The following is a 23,825-nucleotide window of genomic DNA, read 5'->3' as shown; positions in this document are numbered from 1 at the left end:
TTAAAAATTAAATTCACTGAGATCGTTAATAAAAGAGGAAGCAGCTGTGACTGTTTTCTGCAGCCCGTCCTGGCTTCCGGCAGGTAAAAGATCTTTCAGGAAGATGACCTCGTTCACGCCTGCAAGGGGATGTGCTATCACCGTTCGCATGAGGGCAGAGAACGTATCAATAAGGTCATTTATAAATCCTTCGGTAAACAGATCGGTATTGTAATTGATGTCCATGTGCAAGACGCCTGCTGCTGCTTCAAAATTGAACAGGAGGTCGAAGCGGCTTTTATTTACACTTACATCCGTATAGTTTGTAACATGCAGATCGCCGAAGCCTTTTTCCCGCTGATCTACCGGCAGCTGGTTATCAAGCAGTGACACTACGACGTCAAAAAGCGCTCCCCTGCTTGTATCCCGCTGTATGCCCAGCTGGTCTACCAGTTCATCCAACGGATAGATCTGATGTTGATTAGCCTCCAGCGCCACTGTTTTTACTTTTTGATGCAGGGTAATAAAAGTGTCCTCCTGGGCGAGCCTGATAGAAAGCGGAAGCATATTCACATAGAATCCTACCTGGTCTTCCAGATCGGCATGTGACCTGCCTGCAAACGGTGCTCCTATCAGCAGGTGCTGTTGTCCGGAAAAGTGATGTAATACCATTGCGGTAATTGAAGTAAGGCCGGTAAAGAGCGTGCCATGCTGCTGATGCAGGAGATGCAGAAAACCTGCATACTGTTCTTCTCTTATTACCGTTCTTACCGTAGCACCATTATAAGACATCAAGGCAGGACGTTCCAGCTGAGAACGGAGGTTCAATCCGGGCAAGTCGCCGGAGAGCTGACGACGCCAGTAGTCGCGGCTACTTTCCAGCATGTGATTTTCCAGCAAACGACGTTGCCAGACAGCATAGTCTTTATATTGGATCTTTAGTGCGGGCAACTGATACGGCGTACCGCTATCAATATGCCTATATAGGAACATCAGTTCTTTTATCAGGATATTCATTGACCATCTGTCGCAGATGATATGATGGATCACAATTGAAAAAACGAACTCGCTGGCCGCAGTTTTGAACAGGGCGGCTCTAAGAAGCGGGGCGGCATCTATGCGAAAAAGATGCGTTCTTTCCTTTTGGACCTTTTCCTTCAGTATAGCTGCATTGTGCGGGATGTTGGACAGGTCGTGGTATTCAAGCCTGAAGTCAAATTCAGGACCTGAAAGGATCGCCTGCCTCACCTCACCTTCCTTATTCATTCTGAATGTGGTGCGTAACACTTCATGTCTTTCAATTATAGCATGCAGGCTTTGTTCAAATGCGGGCAGGTTCAGATTGCCTTTGAAGACACACGCAACGGGAATATTGAATGCGGTGCCGGCCGAATGGAACTGACAGATCATCCATAATCTTTGCTGTGCGTTGGAAAGAGGATAATCTGCGAGCACCGGGGCGGGAGCAACAGACTCGAACAGATCTTTCGCTGCATGGTCAACCAGTTTCGCATGTGCTGCAATGGTAGCGTTTGTGAACGTTTCTCTCATGGATAACCTGACCTGCAACTCACTGGCGTATCTGTTGTTGAGGATCGCAAAATTAAGGCTGTGCCCTCCCAACTCGAAGAAGTTATCAGCAATACCGATCTCATTTCTGCCAAGCACGTTTTTCCAAATTCCGAGCAGCACGGCTTCTGTTTCATTCCTGGGAGTTGCAAGGCCAAGATCGCTATCCATTGGATATGCAGATGGAGCCGGAAAGGCTTTTGTATCTATCTTACCTGTGACGCCGGTCGGGAATGCCTCCAACTGGGAGAACCTTGAAGGGACCATATATTCAGGCACATGCTTTTTCAGATGTTCCCTGAGTAAGGTTACACGTAGCCTTGCAGGAGATATGACGTATGCAGCCAGTTCTGTCTCACCATTGCCTGCATCATAAGGCAGCACCTTCGCACTGTTAACTCCTTCGTAATTCAGCAATACGCGCTCAATTTCTGCCAGCTCTATACGGTGGCCCCTTACTTTTACCTGACTGTCACTTCTTCCCATAAATGCCACGGTATCATCTTCCAGCAGCTTGCCCATGTCACCTGTTGCATAAGCCCTGGCACCAGGATTAAAATCCGGGTAGAAAAACATTTCGTCTGTCAGTTCGCGGTTATGAAGGTAGCCTTGAGACAGCCCTGCACCTGTGACACAGATCTGACCAACGACACCCTGCGGTACCAGTTGCCTGTTATTATCCACTATGAACACACCTGCGTTATCGATAGGTTTTCCTAATCGTGGCTGCCGGCAAAACTCCTCTATATTGGCGTCAGTAATCTCGTGAAAGAGTGATCCCATTGTTGTTTCAGAAGCACCGTAATGGTATACGAGCCTTGTGTGCGGACGTCTTTCATTAAACAGCTGCAGATCGGCCGTCTTTATCCTGTCCCCTCCTATTACAAGCAGCCGTAGCCGGTCGTTCACGAGCTCCAGGAAATCGCCAAGATGGATCAGCATATCGAGATGAGAAGGCGTGATCTTCAGGAAGGTAATGCCTTGTTCAGCTATATAACGGCTAAGTTCCGGTGTATTCTGCATAAACATCCTGGGCACTATATGGAGCGTACCTCCGCTTAGTATAGTACAGTATACGCTGGTATACACTCCGCTGAAAACATAGCTGGATAGCAGAATTGAGCTGTCTGTATGAGTAATACCGAATGCATTGATAAACCAGTAATGATAATTAATGATATTGGCATGACTGGTAATAACACCTTTCGGCTTACCTGTTGTTCCGGATGTATAGATCAGATAGGCAGCCGCATCTGATGTCTGTTTCACGGATACCGGCGTTGCAGCATATCTTGACAGGTTGTCTAAAAATCTATCAGCCAGTTGCTGGTCTATCACAACCTTACAACCGCTGTCCTCTCTTGCAAGCTTATTCCTTTCTTCCGGTACGCTGGAATCGAAAGGAACGAATGCCGCTCCGGTCTTTAATATTGCAAGGATGGATATCATCAGCCACTCATTCCGGTCTATCATAATTCCCACAAAATCTCCTTCCTGTACAAGATATTCGTTCCTCAGACAATGCGCCAGCTGTGAGGACAGATCGTCAAGTTCCCGATAGGTTACCTGCCGTTGTCCACATACTACAGCAATACGATCTGAAAACTTTTTCACCTGCTCTTCAAAGAGGGAAACGATGGTTTCGTGGCGGGGATAGTTGCGGGTGGTATTGTTCACCTTCCGGACAAGGTGATCACGTTCAGCATCTGAGAGATAATTTATCTTTTCTACCGGGACCTCTTCATCACTGATAGCATTCTCAAGGAAAGTGATAATGTGCTCTCCCAGGCGGGCAATTGTGCTTGCGGTATAGATGTCAGTATTATAGTCGATATAAAAAGTGATCTGATTGCCGGTTTCCCGGAACATCACCGTCATATCAAATTTGGTTTTGTTATGCAGCAGCGGGACCTGTTTGATACTTACATCGCCAGGGCCAGCCTGCAAGGTTTCGGTTGCAATATTTTGCAAACCAACCAATACATCGAACAGGGCGGCTCTGCTGGTATCCCTTTTAATTTCCAGATCATTGATCATCAGGTCCAGCGGATATTCCTGATGCTCCATTGCCTCAAGGAGGGTCGTTCTTACAGCTCCGAACATGTGGCTGAATGAAGCGGCGCCATTTATCACCGTACGCAAAGGCAGCGTATTTACGTAGAATCCTATCTGATCATACAGTGCAGCATGGTTCCTTCCCGCTACAGGTGTACCTACGATGATATCATTCTGGCCGGAGTACCGGTACAACACAGCCTTTACAGCTGCGAGCAAAGGCATCAGGAGCAGACCATTCTTCTGGTGGGCCCATTTCATGATGTTTTCAGAAGCGGCCGGGCTGAAAGAAAACAGCATCGTGTCACCGTTGTATGTTTTTACGGCGGGGCGTGTTCCTGCTACCGTAAGGTCAAGAACGGGCAATGGCCCGCTTAATTTTTCGCGCCAGTAGTCGCTGTGGTTATTGAAGCTACCATTCTTCAACTGTTCCTGCTGCCATACGGCGTAGTCTTTGTATTGCAAGCTGAGTGCTCCTGAATCAGTGTCCGGAGCACCCTGCAGATGGCGGTACTGCTTAACTATATCCCTGATCAATACCTCTACAGACCATCCATCGCAGATGATATGATGGATATTTAACGCCATTATAAACAGCGTGTCTTCCGGCTGAAGCAGTATAACGTCGAGTAAAGGGCCATTTTCCAGGTCAAATATTTTGCTTCCCCATCGTGAAAGGAGCTGTTCTTTTACATCCTGCTTGTTGCTGACAGCGCGCAGGTCTGAGTACACCGGTTGCAGGGTACTATTTTCAAGTATCCATTGGCGGATCTCACCGGCATCGTCTTTGCGGAAAACCGTTCTGAGGATCTCGTGCCGTTCTGTTACATTACAGATAGCCTGTAATAACAATGCAGGTTCTAATTTACCGTGCAGTTCAACGATGAAGGGGATATTATAAGCGGCAGTGCTGCCTTCCAGTTCTGTTGTAAGCCATACCCTGTATTGTGAGGACGATAAGGGGTATGATAACGCCGGCGGAGCGGGTGCAATACCGGTGTACTCCTGCGCTTTGTCCTTCATTAAGCGCAGATAAGCCACCAGCTCTTTTTTGGAGGCTGATAATGTATGCAGTAATGAATCGGATATACCTTCTTCTGGCACTTCTATCTCCAGGTTTTCACCTTGCAGTCCCAGTGTCACTCCGCTTTGTCTGAGTAGGGCCAATAATGCCGAAATATTCTCCATAACCTAAATGATTATTTTACGCCTGCCATTTACTGCGCCGGGTGATAATAAACCTTCTATATGTTGAATAAGGGTAGAAAGACCGGCGATGGTCGGATCACTGAAAATATCTTCCAGCTTAAGTTTGATATTGAACGTCTTATGGATCTCTGCCAGCAGCATAGTAGCTTTCAGGCTATGGCCACCAATCTCAAAGAAGTTATCGTGGATGCCGACATTTTCTATGTTGAGGATATTTTTCCAGATGCCTGCGAGTTTGATCTCTGTTTCATTGGAAGGAGGCACGAAGGTTGTCATCGCCATCCTTTCTCCGGGCTCTATCCTGGCAAGTGCTTTTTCATCCAGCTTACCGTTAGATGTAACGGGCATTTTGTCCAACCTGACAAAATAGGCCGGCACCATGTAGTGCGGCAGCGACTTACGCAGATAGGTCCGGCAGGCCGCCACTTCTACAGGTGTATTGGCTGTATAGTAAGCAGCCAGTTCTACCTCCTCTCCGATGTTGACGGCCCTCACTTTTACATCGGTGAAAGATCCTGACTTCAGCAGCGTGTTTTCTATTTCTCCCAATTCAATGCGATACCCACGGACCTTTACCTGATTATCCAGCCTTGAGATAAATTCCAGTTCGCCATCTTCACGAAGTTTTACTTTATCGCCTGACCGGTAAAGGCGGGCGCCAGGTATGGCGGACAGTTCGACGAAACGTTGTGCAGTGAGCTCCTTCCTGTTATGATAGCCTTTAGCTACAGCGGGACCACCTACATAGAGTTCTCCGGAGATGCCCACAGGCACAGGCAGCTGATGTTGATCAAGAATATAACAGCTCCATTGCGGAAGCGGGCGCCCAATGGCGCTGGTGTTATTCCTGATCTCGGCTTCTCCTATATCTTTGAAGGTAACATGTACGGTCGTCTCTGTGATACCATACATATTGATATTACGAACAGCAGGATAATTTTCTTTCCACCATTGCAAACGTCCGGGATGCAGGGCTTCACCACCGAAAATGAGATAGCGCATCTGCGGCAATGAAATGCCTCCATCGTTTTTGAGTACTTCTGTGAGCGCATAAAATGCGGAAGGCGTTTGATTGAGCACCGTCACTCCTTCAGCCGCCAATAATTCGGCAAACTGTATTGTATCCCTGGCTAATGCTTCCGGAATGACCACTACCCTTCCACCTGACGACAAGGGACCCCAAAGTTCCCACACCGAGAAGTCAAAACAGAAGGAATGGAATAATGTCCACACGTCCTGTGGTCCGAAATCAAACTTGATCTGTGCAGCATCCAACAATGCAGTAAGATTGCCATGCGACACCAATACTCCTTTCGGATTGCCGGTAGTTCCTGATGTGTAGATAACATAAGCGGTATCCGCGTCAGACAGTTCAATACGCGGACCAAAGCGCCACGCATCCGGAAGGTCAGAGAAGTGATGATCAAGTACCAGGCAATTATTTATTTCCTCCTGTGTCAACCCTTCCAGCCAATTGTTAGTGCTAATAATGATACCGGCGCCACTGTCTTCCAGGACATACCTGGTCCTTTCAATGGGCCAGTTCACATCGAGCGGTACATAAGCAGCTCCTGCTTTTAAGATGCCCAGTATTGCGCAAACGTATGCTATTCCTCTTTCGAGGTAAATAGCAACAAAAGCATCGTTACCTGTTTTCCTTTCCAGTAATGCGTGGGCGATATAGTTCGCTCTTTCATTCAGCTCCCGGTAGGTCAGTTGCTGTTCACCAAAGGCCACGGCAACAGCGTCCGGACTTGTATGCACATATTCTTCAAAGTGTGTTATCACATTGCTAACCGATGCATATGCGCTTTGAACAGGCACGGCTAACAATTGCGCACGTTCGGCGGGAGTCAGGTAGTCGATCTTGTCAAGTGCGATGTTACTATCTGCCAGCACTTTTTCCATCAGTTGCAACATATGCGCCGCCATCCTTTCAACAAAAGGTTTTTCGAACAGATCACTGTTGAAGGTAATAGCTACCTGCATACCAGCACCTGTATCATTGAACATGATATTGAGATCGAACTTGGCATGTGGCTGTTCTTCCTTCAGATAGCCCAGTTCCAGCGTGCTGCCGGTCTCCTGAAGCGTGTTCTTACCGGTTGCACCTTCCAGTACCACAGTTACATCGAATAGTGGCGAGCGGCTGGTCTGTCGTTCAAGCTTCAGATCATCCACTAAAAGATCAAATGGATATACCTGGTGTTGCAACGCCTGTTCCACCGTTTTGCGGACATCTGCAAACAGCGTATAAAAATTCCTGCTCCCATCTATCCGCACACGGAGTGGAAGGGTATTTACATAGAAGCCGACCTGGTTATGCAATTCGGGATGTTCTCTTCCGGCGACGGGGCCTCCGAGTATAATATCATTCTGTCCGGTATAACGGGACAGCAGGGCATAAATAACAGATAACAAGCCTACATACGGTGTGCTGTTCTGGTTACGGCAGAATGCTTCCAGCGCCTGCAGCGTTGCAGAAGGCAATTCAAAGTGGACCTTACCACCATTATAAGTTTTAACAGCTGGTCGCGGACGGCAGGTAGGCAGGTCCAGAACCGGCAGGTCGCCCGAAAGGGCGTTCAACCAATAGTCGCGATGACGGTTTAACTGTGGGCCGTTAAGTATTTTATTCTGCCATGCCGTATAGTCTTTATACTGGAAAAGTAATTCCGGCAGATCCGGCGCTGTTCCCTCCAGGAAGCCGGCATAAGCCGACAACACCTCATTGGCCAGGATATCCAGGGACCATCCGTCACAAATAATATGATGCATATTAAAGCAACAGAGGAAACGTTCGTCCCCCAGACGTAACAACCATATTTTAAACAGGGGACCATTCTCCATGTCAAAGGAGTGACCCAGCAGCTGGGACCTGTAAGCAGCAGCTTTCTTTTCAAGATCCTGTTCCTGCCGCAGATCAAAGATTTCGAGGTCAGTATCCCAATCTTCCACCACGTGCTGTTTAGGCACGCCTGCAGCGTCTTCACGAAAGACTGTCCGCAGTATTTCATGCCGCCGGATGATGTAACGGACGGCCTTTCTGAATACGGGAATATCAAGCGTACCTTTTAAGCCAACACTAAGCGGTACATTATAAGCAACGTTCCCTTCGCCAAAACGGCTCAATATCCACAATCTCCGTTGTGCATCTGACAGTTCATAACTTTCCTGCACCGGTACTTTTACAATGCTTTCCCAACTCTCTGAGCCGGTATGGGTGATGGCCTCGACATGGGCTTTGATGGTACGGCGATCAAACAGCAAACTGACAGGTAATTTTACATTGAATTCCCGGCTATAAACAGCCGCCATTTTCATGACGGTCAGGCTAGTGCCACCCACATGGAAAAAGTCCTCATTTAAGCCTATATGAGGCCGTTTCAGTACTTCTTTCCATATGTCTGTAACCCTTAGAGTGATCGCATCCCTTTCCCCTGTTTCTTCCGGCAATGAGGTGCTGATGTCCACGGCTTCTGCGGCCAGCTTTTTCCTGTCTATTTTACCATTGGGTGTAAGCGGAAATTTTTCTACCCGGATAAATACCGAGGGAACCATATACTCTGCCAGTTTTGCGCGCAGCGCGGTTTCCAGTACATCCCTTTCAAGTTGCGCCCCTGTATAATAAGCCAGCAGGCGCTGATTGCCTGGATCCGGCAATATCACGGCATGCTCCACTCCTTCAATGGCGGCCATCACTACCTCTATCTCTCCAGGTTCCACGCGTTGGCCTCTTATCTTTACCTGGGCGTCTTTCCGGCCAAAGAATTCCAGCCGTCCGTCTGCCAGGTAACGCGCCACATCTCCACTGCGATAGATCTTTTCCTGATCGGTAACACGCCCGATCGGTCCCTTTAAAAAACGTTGTGCCGTTTCCTCCGGGTTATTGTGATACCCTTTGCCCACGCAGTCCCCTGCCACCAGGATCTCACCTTTTGCACCCAGCGGGACAGGTCTCAGATCTTCGTCTACAAGATATATATGGGCATGCTGTATCATTCCCTGTGCCACCGGTATCGTCAACGTTGATTCCTGATGTGATACACGGTAATGAGCTATGTCATCAGAGGTTTCGGTAATTCCGTATGCATTATAGATCACTATTTCCGGGAAATGCCGATACCAGCGTTTCACCATAGACGGCAACAATGGTTCGGCCTGTAGCAACAGGCATTGCAGGTCAGGAAAGGCAAAATCAGCTTCCGGTTCATCCAGTGCGTCCAGCATGAGGGCAAAGTATGAGGGTACCAGTTCCAGTACGTTCACACCATCGGCACTCAGCTTCTTCATGAATGCCCCCGGCTCCATGATCACATCGTTACCATACACACAGGTGGTTCCTTTGCGGACCAATGCCGCGAAGAACTGCCATACTGATATATCGAAGCAATGCGGAGCATTCTGCGCGATACGCGCACCTTCACCAATATGAAGGTCTGCTATTTTAGCGCCGATATGATTACGCATCCCGAAGTGCGTTATCATTACCCCTTTCGGTTTCCCGGTCGTACCTGATGTGTATATTACATAGGCGAGATCTTCCATCCGCACAGCAACACCAGGATTATTGTCAGGCTGGTCTTCAATTTCCGCCGGCAGGTTATTTTCAAATACTGTTTTTACATTTGAGTTGGTGATGATCTCTTCTTTTCTCTGGTCCGGGTAGGCAGGATCGACCGGCACATAGGCCGCTCCTGCTTTCCATATTCCCAGTATCACGGCCGCCATTTCGTCGGAGCGGTCCATGCATACGCCCACCACGTCATGGCGGGTAACTTTATGAACGTTAAGCAGGAAATGCGCAATCTTGTTCGCCCGTGCATTCAGTTCCCTGTAGGATACGCGTTTACCTTCAAAATCAATGGCAATATGTTCAGGCATCGCGGCGAGACATTCTTCAATCTCAGCCACCATGTGCTTTTGCGTCGGAAAAGTATGAACAGGCATATTAAACTTCTGTTGCAGTTTACACTCTTCCTCCGAGCGAAACTCCAGATCTTCCAGCGGCGCATAAAGATTGTCCACGATCGATCCGAGCAGACGCCGGTAGTTAAGCAGGAGTAATTCAAGCAAGTCTTCATAAAACTGTCCTGCATCAAAACGCACGACGACAGCCGGAGCTTCCTTTAAAACGATCTCTATTGAGACCGGTGGTTTGAATGAACCCCAGGGCATTGTAATGTCGCTGACCACACATCCCACTTCTGCCGTAATATTCATTCCGGCTGGAAAATCACGAAGGGTTGCAGCTTCAACTGCATTGTCCATTGCAGCAGGCAGCTGCTCCTTACCTTTAGTGAAGAGGGCTTTAAATGAGGTTCCTTTCTCTGCGTTGAACTGTACATATTGATAGTGATCTGCAGACAGACTGGTTTTACATAACGATGGCGTGATCATTAACAACGCGTTCCGCTGGCAATACCTGGATAACAGCAGGCCAAGAGCGCTGGTATAGAAATTATAAATCAACAGATCTGATGAGTTACACAGACGGGCTATTCCGGCTACCAGTTCCGCAGGAAGCGGTATTGTGACCGTCTTTTCACCAGTACTGTTATCAACTGCTGTAAACCGTCTGAACGGGGTAATAATATCTGTAAAGAGGCCACTGAAGGAAAGGTTCTCCCAATGTCCGAGTACCATTCTATTTGAGATTGACTCTTTCATCACTACTTTTTAAGATTTGGGTTCTTATTTCAGGGCAACACCAACAGCTGTTCTCTCAGCCCTATTGAGGAAGTATCCCCCTACTGCGATGTCGAACACTGACATTCCCATAGGATTGAACATGACCGTTTTCCCACGGCTGAGCGTTTCCATTCCATCATCGGCCACGACCTGCACTATGTTATAGACCTGTTCCTTCTGCAAACCATATTCCAGGTGCATCATTTCTATATCTGTCTTCTCCCGGCATACTTCTTCCCAGTCATCTACGATGATCACATCTGCATGTGTGACCCAGGAGGCATCGTAATCCCTCAGTGAAACATTGAGGTGCAGCGATCCTTTACGTGGAGGTATATTTATATAAGGTTTATCAGATACTGTACATGTAACGAAGATATCTGCATCAACGAAAGCATCTTCCCAGCTGCTACAAAACTCAATACGGTCTGACCATTCAGGCGCAATTGTTTCTTTATCGTATGAACGGATGTCGTACACCCTGACTGCTTCAATACGATCCCCCAGCAGGTTAAATAACATATCGATATGCAACCTGCCAATCGGTCCCAGGCCGGTCAGGCCGATCTTCAATCCGGTTTTGTCATTGTACCTTGCCCACAGATCGATCATCAGGCCGGAAACGCCTGCAGTCCGTATGCCACTTATTATTGGTGTATTGATGATACCAACGGGTACACCTGTAGCGGCATCATTGAGTATTGTAACGGAGTGAGCGCGTTTTATGCCGTTCTCAATATTGCCTGGAAAGCTTGCGATCCATTTAATACCTGCCAGTTCGGTATTGCCACCCAGAAAGGCTGGCATTGCTATGATGCGGTTCTTTTTATTCCTGTACCGCAGGTATGGTTTAACCGGTTGTGCAAAATCTTCAGTACCCATTGTCTCACAGGCATTGCGGATCACCGATACAACAGCCGGCCATTCTACACCTATTTGCAGGACATCCTGTTCATTCAAATACAACATAATTGTTCCGTTTTTTTGAATTTATTGCACCATTCATTATTGTAAAGTGTATCCATGTAGGCATTCCCCCTGTCAGGGCAACACATCGCGACTACACATTCATGCGAAGAGGCATGAGTCGAGAAATACTGACGTATGCCCTGGTATACAGCACCGGAAGAACCTCCTGCGAAAATGTGCGTATCATTATACAGCGCCCTGCATCCGTCTATGATCTCTTCGTGTGTTACGTGCAAGACTTTATCGTATTGGGCATGTGAAAGTAAAGGGGGCACCATGCTTGAGCCAAGACCTGATATGTACCGGCTTTTAGGCGGCTGATTAAAGATCACAGACCCTTCAATATCTACTGCAACTATTTCTACAGACGGTTTTTCTTCTTTAATGCGTTTCGAAAGACCGGCCAGCGTTCCTCCTGTGCTTACGGCAATAAATACATGGGTAAGCCCCTCTAGCTGGTTCAACAACTCCCGTCCGAGACTATCGTAATAACACAGGTAGTTATGCGGGTTATTATACTGATTGGTCCAGAATGAATCGGGATGTTTTGAACAAAGGGACTCTACCATTCTGATGCGGGTTAAAAGGTATCCGCCTGTAGCATCTCTATCCGTCACCATTATCACTTCACTACATAATACCTTTAACAACTGCAGATAGTCTTTATTGATATTGGGATCTACTACGGGAATGAATTTCAGTCCCAGATAATGGCAGATATTTGCGAGCGCTATAGCAAAGTTTCCGGAGCTGGACTCTATAATGGTGGTGTCCTGACCTATACGGCCGCTTTTCACGGCTTCATAGATGATATTGAATGCAGGCCTGTCTTTTATACTGCCAAACAGGTTAAAATATTCAAGTTTAATACCTAATGTGATGTTCATTACTTCAACAGTATGAACAGGAGTATTCCCAATCAGGTACTTGATCTTTTCGAGTTTATCAAACATACTCATAATAGAGGTACTGTTTCAATCGTGGATGTAAATATTCTGTGTCTGGGTTCGGGTTAAATTTAGAACGATTCTTCCAAATCGTCTCCTGCAATCAACTCGTTGGCAAATGCGTTCTTAAAATATAAATTAAACTGAAAATTTAAAAGTTTATTTTCTGGTAAAAGCAACACTTGTTCCGTTAAGTTCTCCAAGTCGCTCATTATCTGCTTCACTATTTCTTCTGCAAGTACAAGTTCGTTGAAAGTAAAGGCCACTTCTATACCGGACATATCAGATCTGATAACGATATTGAACGGATAGTTGGTCTGATTTTGCCTCGTTTCATTCACTGCACGAATGGATAAGCCTGCATTTACCTCCATATCGTTTACACTTTTCCGTTGTTCTTCATCCACCGGATAGTTTTCGAAAATGAGGATGTGATTTAATAGCGATTTATTCAATATGCTGCAGGACTGAATATCAGCCAACTGTACATAATGGTGACCGGCACTTGCAAGTGCGTCCTCCCGGATCTGCGACATCAGGTCGGTTACAGTACCTTGCAGATTCAGCCGTACCCGAACGGGTATAGTGTTAATGAACAGGCCTACCATGTGTTCAATACCCTGTACTTCCGGCGGCCTTCCTGATACCACTGTTCCAAAAACGACATCGTTGCTGTTATTATATTTTGCCAGCAGGATGGCCCAAAGCGCTGTAAAGAACGTATTTTCTGTAACTGACTTCTGCTTACAGAATTCCCGTACTTTATCTGCTTTCTCATTTTTCAGCCACAGATACATTTCCCGGAACCGGTAATCACTTTCTGAACGCGTGTCTAAAAGCGGAAGGATTGCGGGGCTATTATAGTCTTCGAGATATTTCCGCCAGTATATCAGGGTATTTTCCTTATTAACCTGCTGCAACCATTTAATGTATTGACCATAGGCATATCCTGCAGTCAGCGCAGGTTGCCGTCCTGCCGACCATGTTGCGTACATGCGGATAAATTCCGCCATGATAATTGACATTGACCAGCCATCACAGATGATGTGATGCCAACGCCAGACGAGGCCGTGAAGTTTATCACTGTATTTTATAACGGTAAGCGCAAACAGATTATCCTGATGCAGGTCTATCCCCTGCCGGCGTGTATCCCGCTTATACTGTTCGAGGGATTGGGGCAGCTCCTCCTGCCCGATGTCCTCAACAGACATGTCAATGTATGTTAAAGGTACATGCCTATGATGTTTCACTATCTGTACAACATGATCTGAATCCAGGTATGCATTAGAAACACGTAATACGTCGTGACGCTGCAACAGGGCATTATAACACTTCTCAAGCAATGAAAGGTCAAGTGCACCTTGTATGGAATAGACCATCTGTTGCAAGTACGAAGACGGGTCCATCAACCAGAAGAAATAGAGTCCCTGCTGCAAGGGAGTAAGCGGATAAATATCTTCTACCTGTCCATCCTTATTCAGGCTATTCAATTGCTGCACCGACATTCCCTTAAATGAGAGGTCGGACGGGGTAAGGATGTTATGCTGAATGCCGGACAAGCTTTCGATAAGCAGCATGAGGTGCGCCTTATACCGGCTTAAAAGCCTGTTAATGGTAGCAGGCTGATACATTCTGCTTGAATAGGAAACAGAAAGCTGTAAACAATTGCGGACAATAATAGCGGACACACGCAGTGGAGCCTGTTCATCTCCCGTATTCATCACCTGTTTATCCAGCAGATCATTGGTAATGGTGAATAATGCTGGCATACCAGTTGTCGAAGTAGCATCAAAATCGCCTAGATAGTTGAATACAACCGCAGGTTTGAAAGTATCCCTCTGGCTAGTATTAAGTGCAGATCTGTTCAGGTAACGCAACACACCATATCCCAATCCCTTAAGGGGAATATTATGCAGGGTTTCTTTTACAGCCACTAATTGCTCTTCGGGAAAAATGGCTCTGCCCAAATCCAACAATACCGGGTATTTGGCAGTAAACCATCCCACAGTTCTGCTTACGTCAAGTGGTTCACCGACATCTTCCCTGCCATGGCCTTCCAGCAAGATCATAAACTGTGTACGGTCGAATATTTCTTTAACGGTTATTGCCAAAGCTGTCAGTAAAACATCATTGACATTCGTTTTATAGGCCGTATGTATTCCCGAAGTTAATTTAGCTGTATGCTCTTCATCCAGGGTAAAATTTCCCACTGTGTCTTTTTCCACTTCACTGGCCGTGTATTGCATATCTACCGGTAAAGGTGATACACCGGCAGACAATACTTTATCCCAGTAGGGAGCTTCTTCCATCAGTTGTTCACTATGCGCATAAGCGATCAGGTTTTCCTGCCAGCGCTTAATAGACGCCGTCTTTTTTGGTGCCTGAGGCACTTGTCCCTGTATTCCCTGCTGGTAAAACGATGACAGATCTTCCAGCATAATACGCCAGGAAACACCGTCCACAACAAGGTGATGTATAACCAGCAGCAGGCGGTCTCCGTCAGGGCAATGCAATAGTGCTGCCTGCAAAAGCGGCCCGTTGATAGTCAGTGCGCCTATCAGCTTCCGATGATGGTCCGTCACTATCCTTTCCCAATGCGCCTCACTCTTTAGTTCTCCTACCTCCCAACCGAATTTCGCAGTGGTCTCTTCACAGATCTGCTCCCAGCCATTTGTTCCCAGGCTATACTTCATTCGCAATGCATCATGGTGTGTCCACAATACGGAAAGCGATTCTCTTATAACTGCTTCATCAAAACCACCTTTATTGAACAATATTACTGATTGATGAAAGGCATTCCTGTCAGCAATATTACTTTCCAGAAAAGCAATCTGGGCGGGTCCAAGCGGCACACTACCGGTAATAGCTTCCTGGCTATAACTTACATCGCTTTTCACCATTCTGGCAGCCATTTCCTTTACGACAGGAAAGTTCAGAATGTCGGGTATACCGAGTGTGTACCCCGCCTGTTTTACTCTTGAAACTAACAGGATGGCTTTGATAGAGTCTCCTCCCAGTGAAAAGAAATGATCTTCAATCCCGATAGGCCTGTTCCTGAAAATGCTTTCGAGGGCAGTCACCAGTGTCAATTCTGCTCTTGTTTCGGGTGCAACATATGCATCTGAAGCCTCCAGCCGCCGGCCTTTGATGAGCGCTAATGCCGACCTGTCCGCCTTTCTGTTTAAAGTCATGGGGATGTGGTCTACGAGCACAAAAGTGGCGGGTATCATAAATTCAGGCAATCTGGTAAGCAGAAAGGCCCTTAATGCTGTCAGCTTTATTTCCGGGCTTCCGCAAATATACCCTGTCAGCGACTGGTTGTCTTCACCAGGCAGGACCACAGCTTGTTCGACTGCGTCGTATTGCTGCAATGCTATTTCTATTTCGGGAAGTTCTATCCTGTATCCTTTTATTTTTACCTGGAAATCTTCTCTGCCTTTAAACAATATTGTTCCGTCGGGAGTCCAGCAGCCCATATCGCCAGTACGATATACACGTTCTCCATTTGCGTATGACAATTCAACGAACTTCTCGGCCGTCAATGCTGGCCGGTTCAAATAACCGCGGCCCACACCTGCTCCTCCAACATAGATTTCGCCAATAACACCAGGCGGCAATAGTTCCTGCCGCTTGCCCAATATATAGACCTTGCAATTATCGAATGGCTTACCGATAACAGGTACGCGTTCAAAGTCCTGTATGCTATCCGGCGTGATCAGGTGAACAGTAGAACCAATGGTCGCCTCTGTTGCTCCATAGTGATTTGCCAACAGCGTTTGAGGATAACGGCGCATATACTTTTTCACATGTGCTACATTGATGGCCTCTCCGCCCTGTTTGATGAACCGTATTGATTTCATTACATCGGCTTCTTCAAACAGGGAATTATTAATCAACAAAGCAAAAAAGGAAGGGACGAGCTTGAGGAAGGTCACACCTTCACTTTGTATATATCGTAACAGGTATGACGGATCAATGATCTTATCGTCCGGTAACATATGCAATGTGGCCCCTGTAGTAAGGCAGGACCAGATGTATGTCACAGAACCATCAAAGCTATATGAAGTAACGAGGAGCGTGCTGTCATTCCTATTCACTGAAAATTGCCGGTTGAACCACGCAATGTGGTTCAGGAGGCTGCTATGCTGAATGAGTGTTCCTTTGGGTCTTCCTGTAGAACCGGAAGTATAAATTACGTAAGCCAGTTGGAAGGGCACTGCTATCCAGGTCTCTTGTCTGCTTGCAGCCGCATGCGAGCAAATGGAACTGATATCGAGCATGGCATTCACCTCAAGTGTATCTATATACTTCTTTTCCGTAAGCACGAGCTGACAACCGCTATCGCCGATCATATACTGTAAGCGATCGTCCGGATATTTTGGGTCCAGAGGAAAATATACACCGCCGGCCTTCAATATCCCTACCATCGCTATGATTGCCCATTCGTTACGATCGAACATAAGCCCAACCACCTGTTCCTTTTCCAGGTGAAACTGCTGCTTCAAATGCGCCGCGAGGTTATCTGAATATTGCTTCAGTTCACCGAAGGTCAGCTTCCTTTCAAGTGTCTGAACAGCGATGCCGTCAGGGTATGTTAAACATATACGTTCAAGAAGACTGATCACATCAGTGTCCGGAGGTAAGGGGCGCTTGTTATTATTGAATGTATGCAACAACATATGCTGCTGTTCTTCGTCCAGCAGCTCCACTTCACCTATGGCATTATTGCCGGTAAATATATCCGACAGTATCCGGAGAAAGTGTCCCGCGTATTGCAGGATCAGTTTCTCGTCGAATAATTTCTTTTTGAAGCGGATAAAACTTGTGTCCTCCAGGTCGAATATAAAATCGATCTCGTTATTATTGTCATAGGCCGGTTGCATATGCAGTGATTCCAGGTAGATCCCTAACTGCGATAATGCTTTTTCATTTCCTGTGTTATTATTTCTGAAACGTTCCAGGAGCGATCCGGGGTTATAATCTCTGTGCTCAAAAGTATCCAGCAGGTTTTGCTTTACTACATTAAGCAATCCACGCGTTGTGCAATCTGGCGGTATATTGATCCTATAGAATAATTTCTTCTCCGCTGAAGCTGCGTTGTCAGCCGGGAGATCGGGGCTGTTCAACAATATATCTGAAGCACCTGTATACCTGCTATGTAAGATAGCTAAAGCCGTTATGAGGAGTGCGAATATACTTTTCCGGTCGCCCTTTGTAATGCCTTTCAGACTGTTCAGCATTGTTCCGGAAAGTGCAAGAGGTATTTCGGCGTATTCTCCGACAGCATCTGCGAAAACAGGTGAAGCGACCATATAGGTATATAACTGACTATAGCTAACTCCGTTCAGGTGCTTTATCCAGTAATCTTCCGCTACTTTTTGTGTTATTGCCGATTCTATCATAAAAATATTTTAATCATCTTTATTAGTAGTTATCGAAATCAAATACCCAATCTCCATAGTCTTCCTTTACCACCAACGGATCCGTTTTCAGTTCTTCCAACAGCATTGTTTTGCCTGGGACGAGTTTTTGCCATATACTCCGGAAGCGGTGATGTAATATTTGTATTGTTTCCTCTTTAAATAGTTTGCTGAGATAGGAGAAGTAAACATGGAGATCACCATCAATCAGGTAAAGGGTGATCGTCAACTGGTTTTTCGTATAGAAAATCCGGGTATCGTCATTTGCCCGGCTGATCCTGAACAATTGCCTGATCTCCTGTTCATCGGCCAGCCCGGAGGTGCGCACATCGATATTACCCATATTAACAACAACATTGAAAATATGATCAGCGTTTCTGGTTTCAGTTAAAAACTGTTGCATGATATGCGTGAAAGGCACCATCTGATTATCGATCGCTGCCAGCAAGCCGTTTTCCACTTTTCCCGACAGCGTTTTAAAATCCTGTATATCGCTGATATCAAGGTAAAGCGGCAGCATATTCACGTAGAACCCGATCTGATTGGACAGTTCTTCATGAAAGCGGCCAGCTACAGGTAGTCCGACCATTATCTGGTCAGTATCTGCCCAGTTACTTAAAGCCAGTGAAATGCAGCTTAGCAGGTATACGAATGAGCTGATCTTTTCTTGGCGACAATATGTATCCATAGCAGACAATTGTGCTGCAGGGACTATCATTTTCATTATCGCACCAGTATAGTCTGTATGATGGTTAAAGTCGACCGGCAACTTCATGGGGAAACTGGCGTTGCGCAGCTTATTCATCCAAAAACCGGCATTCGATGCGAAGCGGCCTTCTTCAAGCATCTTTCCATGCCAATGTGCATAGTCTTTGTAATGTATATTTAAAGCAGGTAATAGCGGCTGGCGTTTCTCACTAAAGGCAGTATAGATCTCAGCCAGTTCCTTCAGCAGGACCTGCGCTGACCACGCATCAAATATGATATGATGGAAGGTGGCCATCAATACAAACTTCTCAGAAGCTGTTCTTATCAGCCTGAAGCGATATAACGGATATGTTCCTATATCGAAAGGTTGATAGCGTTCCTGGTCCTGGGCAGCTGTTATGTATTGCTGTTGCTCTGCCTCGGGAAGCGAGGCAAGATCTTCCAACGGAAGCGCCACCCACGGACTAATCTCAACAGCCTGAAAATATTTACCGTTCTCCTTCCCAAAATAGGTCCTGAGAGACTCATGGCGTTCTACTATATATAACAATGCCTGCCGCAGGCGGTCTACATCAAGCGCTGTATTAACGGTGCATGACAGGGGGATATTATATACGGCGGTAGCAGCAGGATTAAATTCATTGAAAGTAAGGATCATTTCCTGGCTGGCGGAAACCTGGTATCTGCCAGCGTCTTTCAGCGGTGTTATCTGCGGCAGCCGGGTTCCCTGTGTCTGGCTGATCACGATCGCCTGCTCACTTATTGTCGGATGACGGTAAAGATCACTTACTTTAATAAAACAGTTAAAGGCCTTATTTATCTTTACTGACAACAAAGCTGCTTTAAGGCTTTGTCCGCCGGACTCAAAAAAGTTATGTGCAGTTCCTATTCCTTCTTTTCCCAGTACTTCCTGCCAGAGTGTTATCAACTGTTCTTCAATTCCACTGGCCGGAGCGGTATAGGCAGTATTCAGCAGCATATGTTTCAGATCCGGCAGGGGCAGTAACGATTTATTGATCTTGCCATTGGCATTAAGCGGAAAATGTTCCAGGAAGACATATGCAGACGGCTGCATATAATGCGGCAAACGGGTTGCGGAAAAAGCTCCCACATCATCAGCTGTAAGGGACGCACCATCTTCGGCTACCACGTATGCGATGATCATCGCTTCTTCTGCGATGTGCACAACAGCCAGCGCTTCTGACACTCCTTCGTAACTGCAGAGCACCCGGGTTATTTCGTCCGGCTCTACACGATAGCCGCGTATTTTAACCTGGTCGTCCGTTCTTCCGAGATATTCAATATTACCATCAGGCAGCCATCGTCCTCTGTCGCCTGTCTTATACAAGCGCTTGCCCGGTGAGAACATATCTGGCACAAACTTCTGATCTGTCAGCATTTGATTTCCCTGGTATCCGATGGCCAGGTTCCATCCACCGAGATAGATCTCACCTTCTATGCCCGGAGCAGACAATTGTCCGTCTTTATTCAGGATGTATGCACTGCTATTCCAGATAGGACGGCCTATAGACGCTTTTACGGGCATGTCTCCCTGTGAAAAGGAATACTTTGTTGCGGTAATTACATGTGTTTCTGTTGGCCCATAGTAATTATACAATATCACTTCCTTATGATCCTGTAAAAAAGAGCGTAGCCCGCCCGTCACATACAGCTGTTCCCCAGCAGCGATTACCTGCCGCAGCTGATGCCCGTTGAAACGGCTGCGGCTGTAGTCGGTAAAGAGTGTTTGCAGGGCTGAATAGGTCATTGAAATACTGGTAATACCATGCTGTAAAATATAATTGACCAGGGAAGGGATCTCACGGCGCTGATCTTCTGCCAGCACATATAATGCACCACCGGAACAAAGTGTGGCAAACAAGTCATGCAGTGCCATATCAAATCCCGTTGAAGCATACTGGAGATGCCTTGCATATCCGTTTATGCTTCCATAAGCAAGATCCCAACTGATCAAATTGTATAACGTGAGATATGTTTGTTTTACTCCCTTCGGAACGCCGGTGGTACCTGAAGTATAGATAATATAAGATGCTGCGGAGTTCTCTATCATATCCGGCAAACGTTCACCTGTCCATTTGCTGCTATCAAAATCAGCTACCAGCGAAACAGTTACAGCTGCAGTAGCCGGCAAAAGTTCTTCTGTAGTAATGAGCACATCCGCATGGGAATCGGAAAGCATGTATTCGAGTCTGGCAGCAGGTAATGATGCATCTAACGGCACATAAACAGCTCCCAGGTCCATAATGCTTAATACCGTTATTGCAGACCAACAGGAACGCGGCAACATCACTGCGACCACCGTCCCCCGTCCCACTCCATGTTGCTGATTAAGATAGCGGCTATAAGCATTCACTACATCTTTCAGCTGTTGATAGGTATATACATCTTTTTCGTCGGTAAGCGCAATATCAGCTGAAGAGCGGAGCGCCTGTGCATGAAACAGGTGCATCACCGTTCCGGAAGCCGGACCGTAGTCACCGGTTGTATCGTTCTGCATAGCCAGCCAGGCCTCTTCTTCGGGCGTACAACAGGTAAGACGTGATAAGGGGATTATTGTACTTACTGATACCTGTTCCAGGATATGCAACACATGTGCCAGCATCCGGGAGGCGAAAGCTTCATCAAAGAGGCCTGTATTATATTCCAGTGCAAGTGCGATCTCCTCCTGCCTTGTTTGCACAATCATGGAGAGATCAAATTTGCTCGTACCATTGTCAAGATCTGAACGGTAAGGAGATACTGACAGTCCATTCAGCTGCAGCTGGTCCTGTACGTACGGATCATCACCATAAACAAGCATTACATCAAACAGGGAAGCGCGGGAGGCATCAGGCGCATTCAGCAGGTTATTCACCAGTTCATTGAAAGGATACTCCTGGTATTCGAAAGCCTGTAGGGCATTTGTTTTAATGATTTGCAACAGCGTATGGAAGTCCTCTTCTCCGTTGAACGTTGTGCGCAGCGGCAATGTATTGGCGTAGAAGCCAAGTTGTTCTTCGAGCGCCGGATGTACACGCCCGGCAACGGGCGTACCTACAATCAGATCTTCCTGGCCTGTGTATTTATACAATACAGTTTTCAATGCTGCCAGCATCAACATAAAAAGAGTGACTTCCTCTTCCTTGCACAACAGCTGTAATTTCCGGGCAACCTCTTTATTTAACTCCGTCCTGCAGACCTTCCCTTTGAAAGAATTTTTAGATGGCCGGGCGAACGTGCATTGCAACTGAAGGACGGGGATTCCATCTGCAAACAGGTCACGCCAGTAAGCTTCCGCACTCTTCAGATGATTATCTCCGATACGGCTGATCTGCCAGCATGCATAGTCCTTATACTGCACGGGTAGCGAAGCCGGAACGGGGGTTGCACCGCCGGCAAGACGTTGATAGTAGTAGAACAGTTCCCTGACTATTAATTGCAGGGACCAGCCATCACTAATGATGTGATGTGTCTGGAAAACAAAAAAGTATTCCTCTTCACCGGTACGCCATATTGCTGCCTTTACCAGGCATTCGTTTTCAAGGTCCATTGGCCTTGTAATACGCGCTGTGACCTGTCGGTGCAGTTCCTGCCAGTCCATAACCGTATGCAGATCCTCATATTCCAGTCTGAAGTCCGCTGCTTCCGGTTCTCTTATTACCTGACGAACGCCGGCAGGTGTTTCTACAAAGTTTGTACGCAATATCTCATGCCTTGCGATCAGCAGCGAGAACGCTTTTTCAAGCAGGTCCAGATCAGGAATACCTTTGATCTGGTAGGACGCATGCATATTATAGGCTGTAGTGATCTCCGGGTTTGCCTGACAAAGGACCCAGATCCTTTGCTGTGCCGATGACAAAGGATAATCTTCAGCAATTGGAGCTAGTGGAAGATCCTGATATCCACCGGATAACTTTGCATTTCTTATATAACTGGCTTGTGAAGCAATATCGGTAAGCGAAAAGAGTGTTTTCAAACTGATATCTACACCATGCACCTGCCTGATACGATTTTTCAGTATAGTCAGGTTAAGGCTGTTACCACCCAGTTCAAAGAAATTATCGCGCACGCCTATGCGCGCGGGCAGCAGCAATTCCTGCCAGGTTTTAAGCAGCTGATGTTCTGTAATATCTCCGGCAGCCTCGTACCTGTCGGCATTGCCCAACTGCGCCTCCGGCAATGCTTTTTTATCCAGCTTACCATTAGCCGTAACGGGTATTGCATCTAACTCTATCCATGCAGCGGGCAGCATATAGTCAGGCAGACGCTTCTTCAGTTCTGCCGACAACCATTGTGCCTGCAGTCCTCCATCCATCACGACATATCCTATCAGCAGACTATTGTCCTGCTGATCTTTCTTTACCACTACTGCAACCTGCTTTATTCCTGGCAATGATCTTACTGCATTTTCGATCTCTTCGAGCTCGATCCTATATCCTCTTATCTTCACCTGGTCATCTTTGCGGCCCAGGTAAGCGATGTTCCCATCTGGCAGCCAGCTTGCCAGGTCACCTGTGCAGTATACCCTGACAGGGGCCTGGTCATCTATTGAGATCCATCTGAATTTCTCTGCCGTCAGTTCTGGTCTGTTCAGGTATCCGCGGGCTACCTGAATTCCGCCAATACACAACTGTCCGGTAATACCAACAGGTACCAGCCGGTACTCACTGTCCACGATATAGATCGGCGTATTATCGATCGGTTTACCTATGGGCACGTTCGCGGGCAGATCCGGTGTATTACCATCCCAGCAGGTAACATCTATCGCAGCCTCTGTAGGGCCGTACAGGTTATAAAGAGCCGCATGTGCAAGCTTTTCACGGTATTGGGCAAGATGCCCCACTTTGAGCGCCTCTCCGCTGCATACCACATGCTTTAAGGAGCTGCAGGCGCCTTTAGGAATGGACAACAGGAAAGTATCCAGCATAGAAGGAACAAAGTGAACACAGGTTACCTGATGTCTTTCTATGAGTGCCCTGATCTTTTCAGGGTCTTTCTGATCTTCAGGGCCTGCAATTACCATTTTTGCTCCGGCGAGTAAGGGGGAAAACAGCTCACCTACTGATACGTCAAAACAGAAGGTGGTTTTATGCAACTGAATGTCTTGTTCGTTCAATCCGAGATGGCGTTGCGCCCAGCATAAGCGATTCAACACCTGCTGATGTTCTACCAGCACACCTTTGGGACGGCCGGTCGATCCCGAGGTATAGATCACATAAGCAAGGTCGGAAGACTGCGGGCCGTCCGGCACCTCAGTAACAGCCTCTTTGCTGATGGC

Annotated in this window: 6 protein-coding genes; all 6 read right to left on the bottom strand. The window is 46.9% G+C overall.

What is annotated here, in order from left to right; all coding sequences use genetic code 11:
* Positions 1–4,791 (bottom strand): non-ribosomal peptide synthetase, encoded by a 4,791-nt coding sequence (locus tag C7475_RS28790; protein WP_110056896.1) that lies wholly within the window; start codon positions 4,789–4,791, stop codon positions 1–3.
* 3 nt (positions 4,792–4,794) lie between these two features.
* The gene (locus C7475_RS28785; protein ID WP_110056895.1) at positions 4,795–10,482 is read right to left on the bottom strand and encodes a non-ribosomal peptide synthetase; all 5,688 of its coding nucleotides are present in this window, start codon (positions 10,480–10,482) and stop codon (positions 4,795–4,797) included.
* A 24-nt stretch (positions 10,483–10,506) separates the two neighbouring features.
* Complete coding sequence (locus tag C7475_RS28780; protein ID WP_110056894.1) at positions 10,507–11,472, bottom strand: 2,3-diaminopropionate biosynthesis protein SbnB; 966 nt, start codon at positions 11,470–11,472, stop codon at positions 10,507–10,509.
* Positions 11,460–12,431 (bottom strand): 2,3-diaminopropionate biosynthesis protein SbnA, encoded by a 972-nt coding sequence (gene sbnA, locus C7475_RS28775; RefSeq protein ID WP_199236309.1) that lies wholly within the window; start codon positions 12,429–12,431, stop codon positions 11,460–11,462. The genes C7475_RS28780 and sbnA overlap by 13 nt, the downstream gene beginning before the upstream one ends.
* A 59-nt stretch (positions 12,432–12,490) precedes the next feature.
* Positions 12,491–17,821 (bottom strand): non-ribosomal peptide synthetase, encoded by a 5,331-nt coding sequence (locus tag C7475_RS28770; RefSeq protein WP_110056893.1) that lies wholly within the window; start codon positions 17,819–17,821, stop codon positions 12,491–12,493.
* 22 nt (positions 17,822–17,843) lie between these two features.
* The coding region (locus tag C7475_RS28765; protein WP_146217688.1) for a non-ribosomal peptide synthetase at positions 17,844–23,825 on the bottom strand (5,982 nt) is incomplete at its 5' end.

This window comes from Chitinophaga sp. S165 (assembly GCF_003182155.1).
Classification (GTDB): domain Bacteria; phylum Bacteroidota; class Bacteroidia; order Chitinophagales; family Chitinophagaceae; genus Chitinophaga.
The sequence above is the reverse complement of the archived record's forward strand: the minus strand, read 5'-3'. Positions and strand labels throughout refer to the sequence as shown.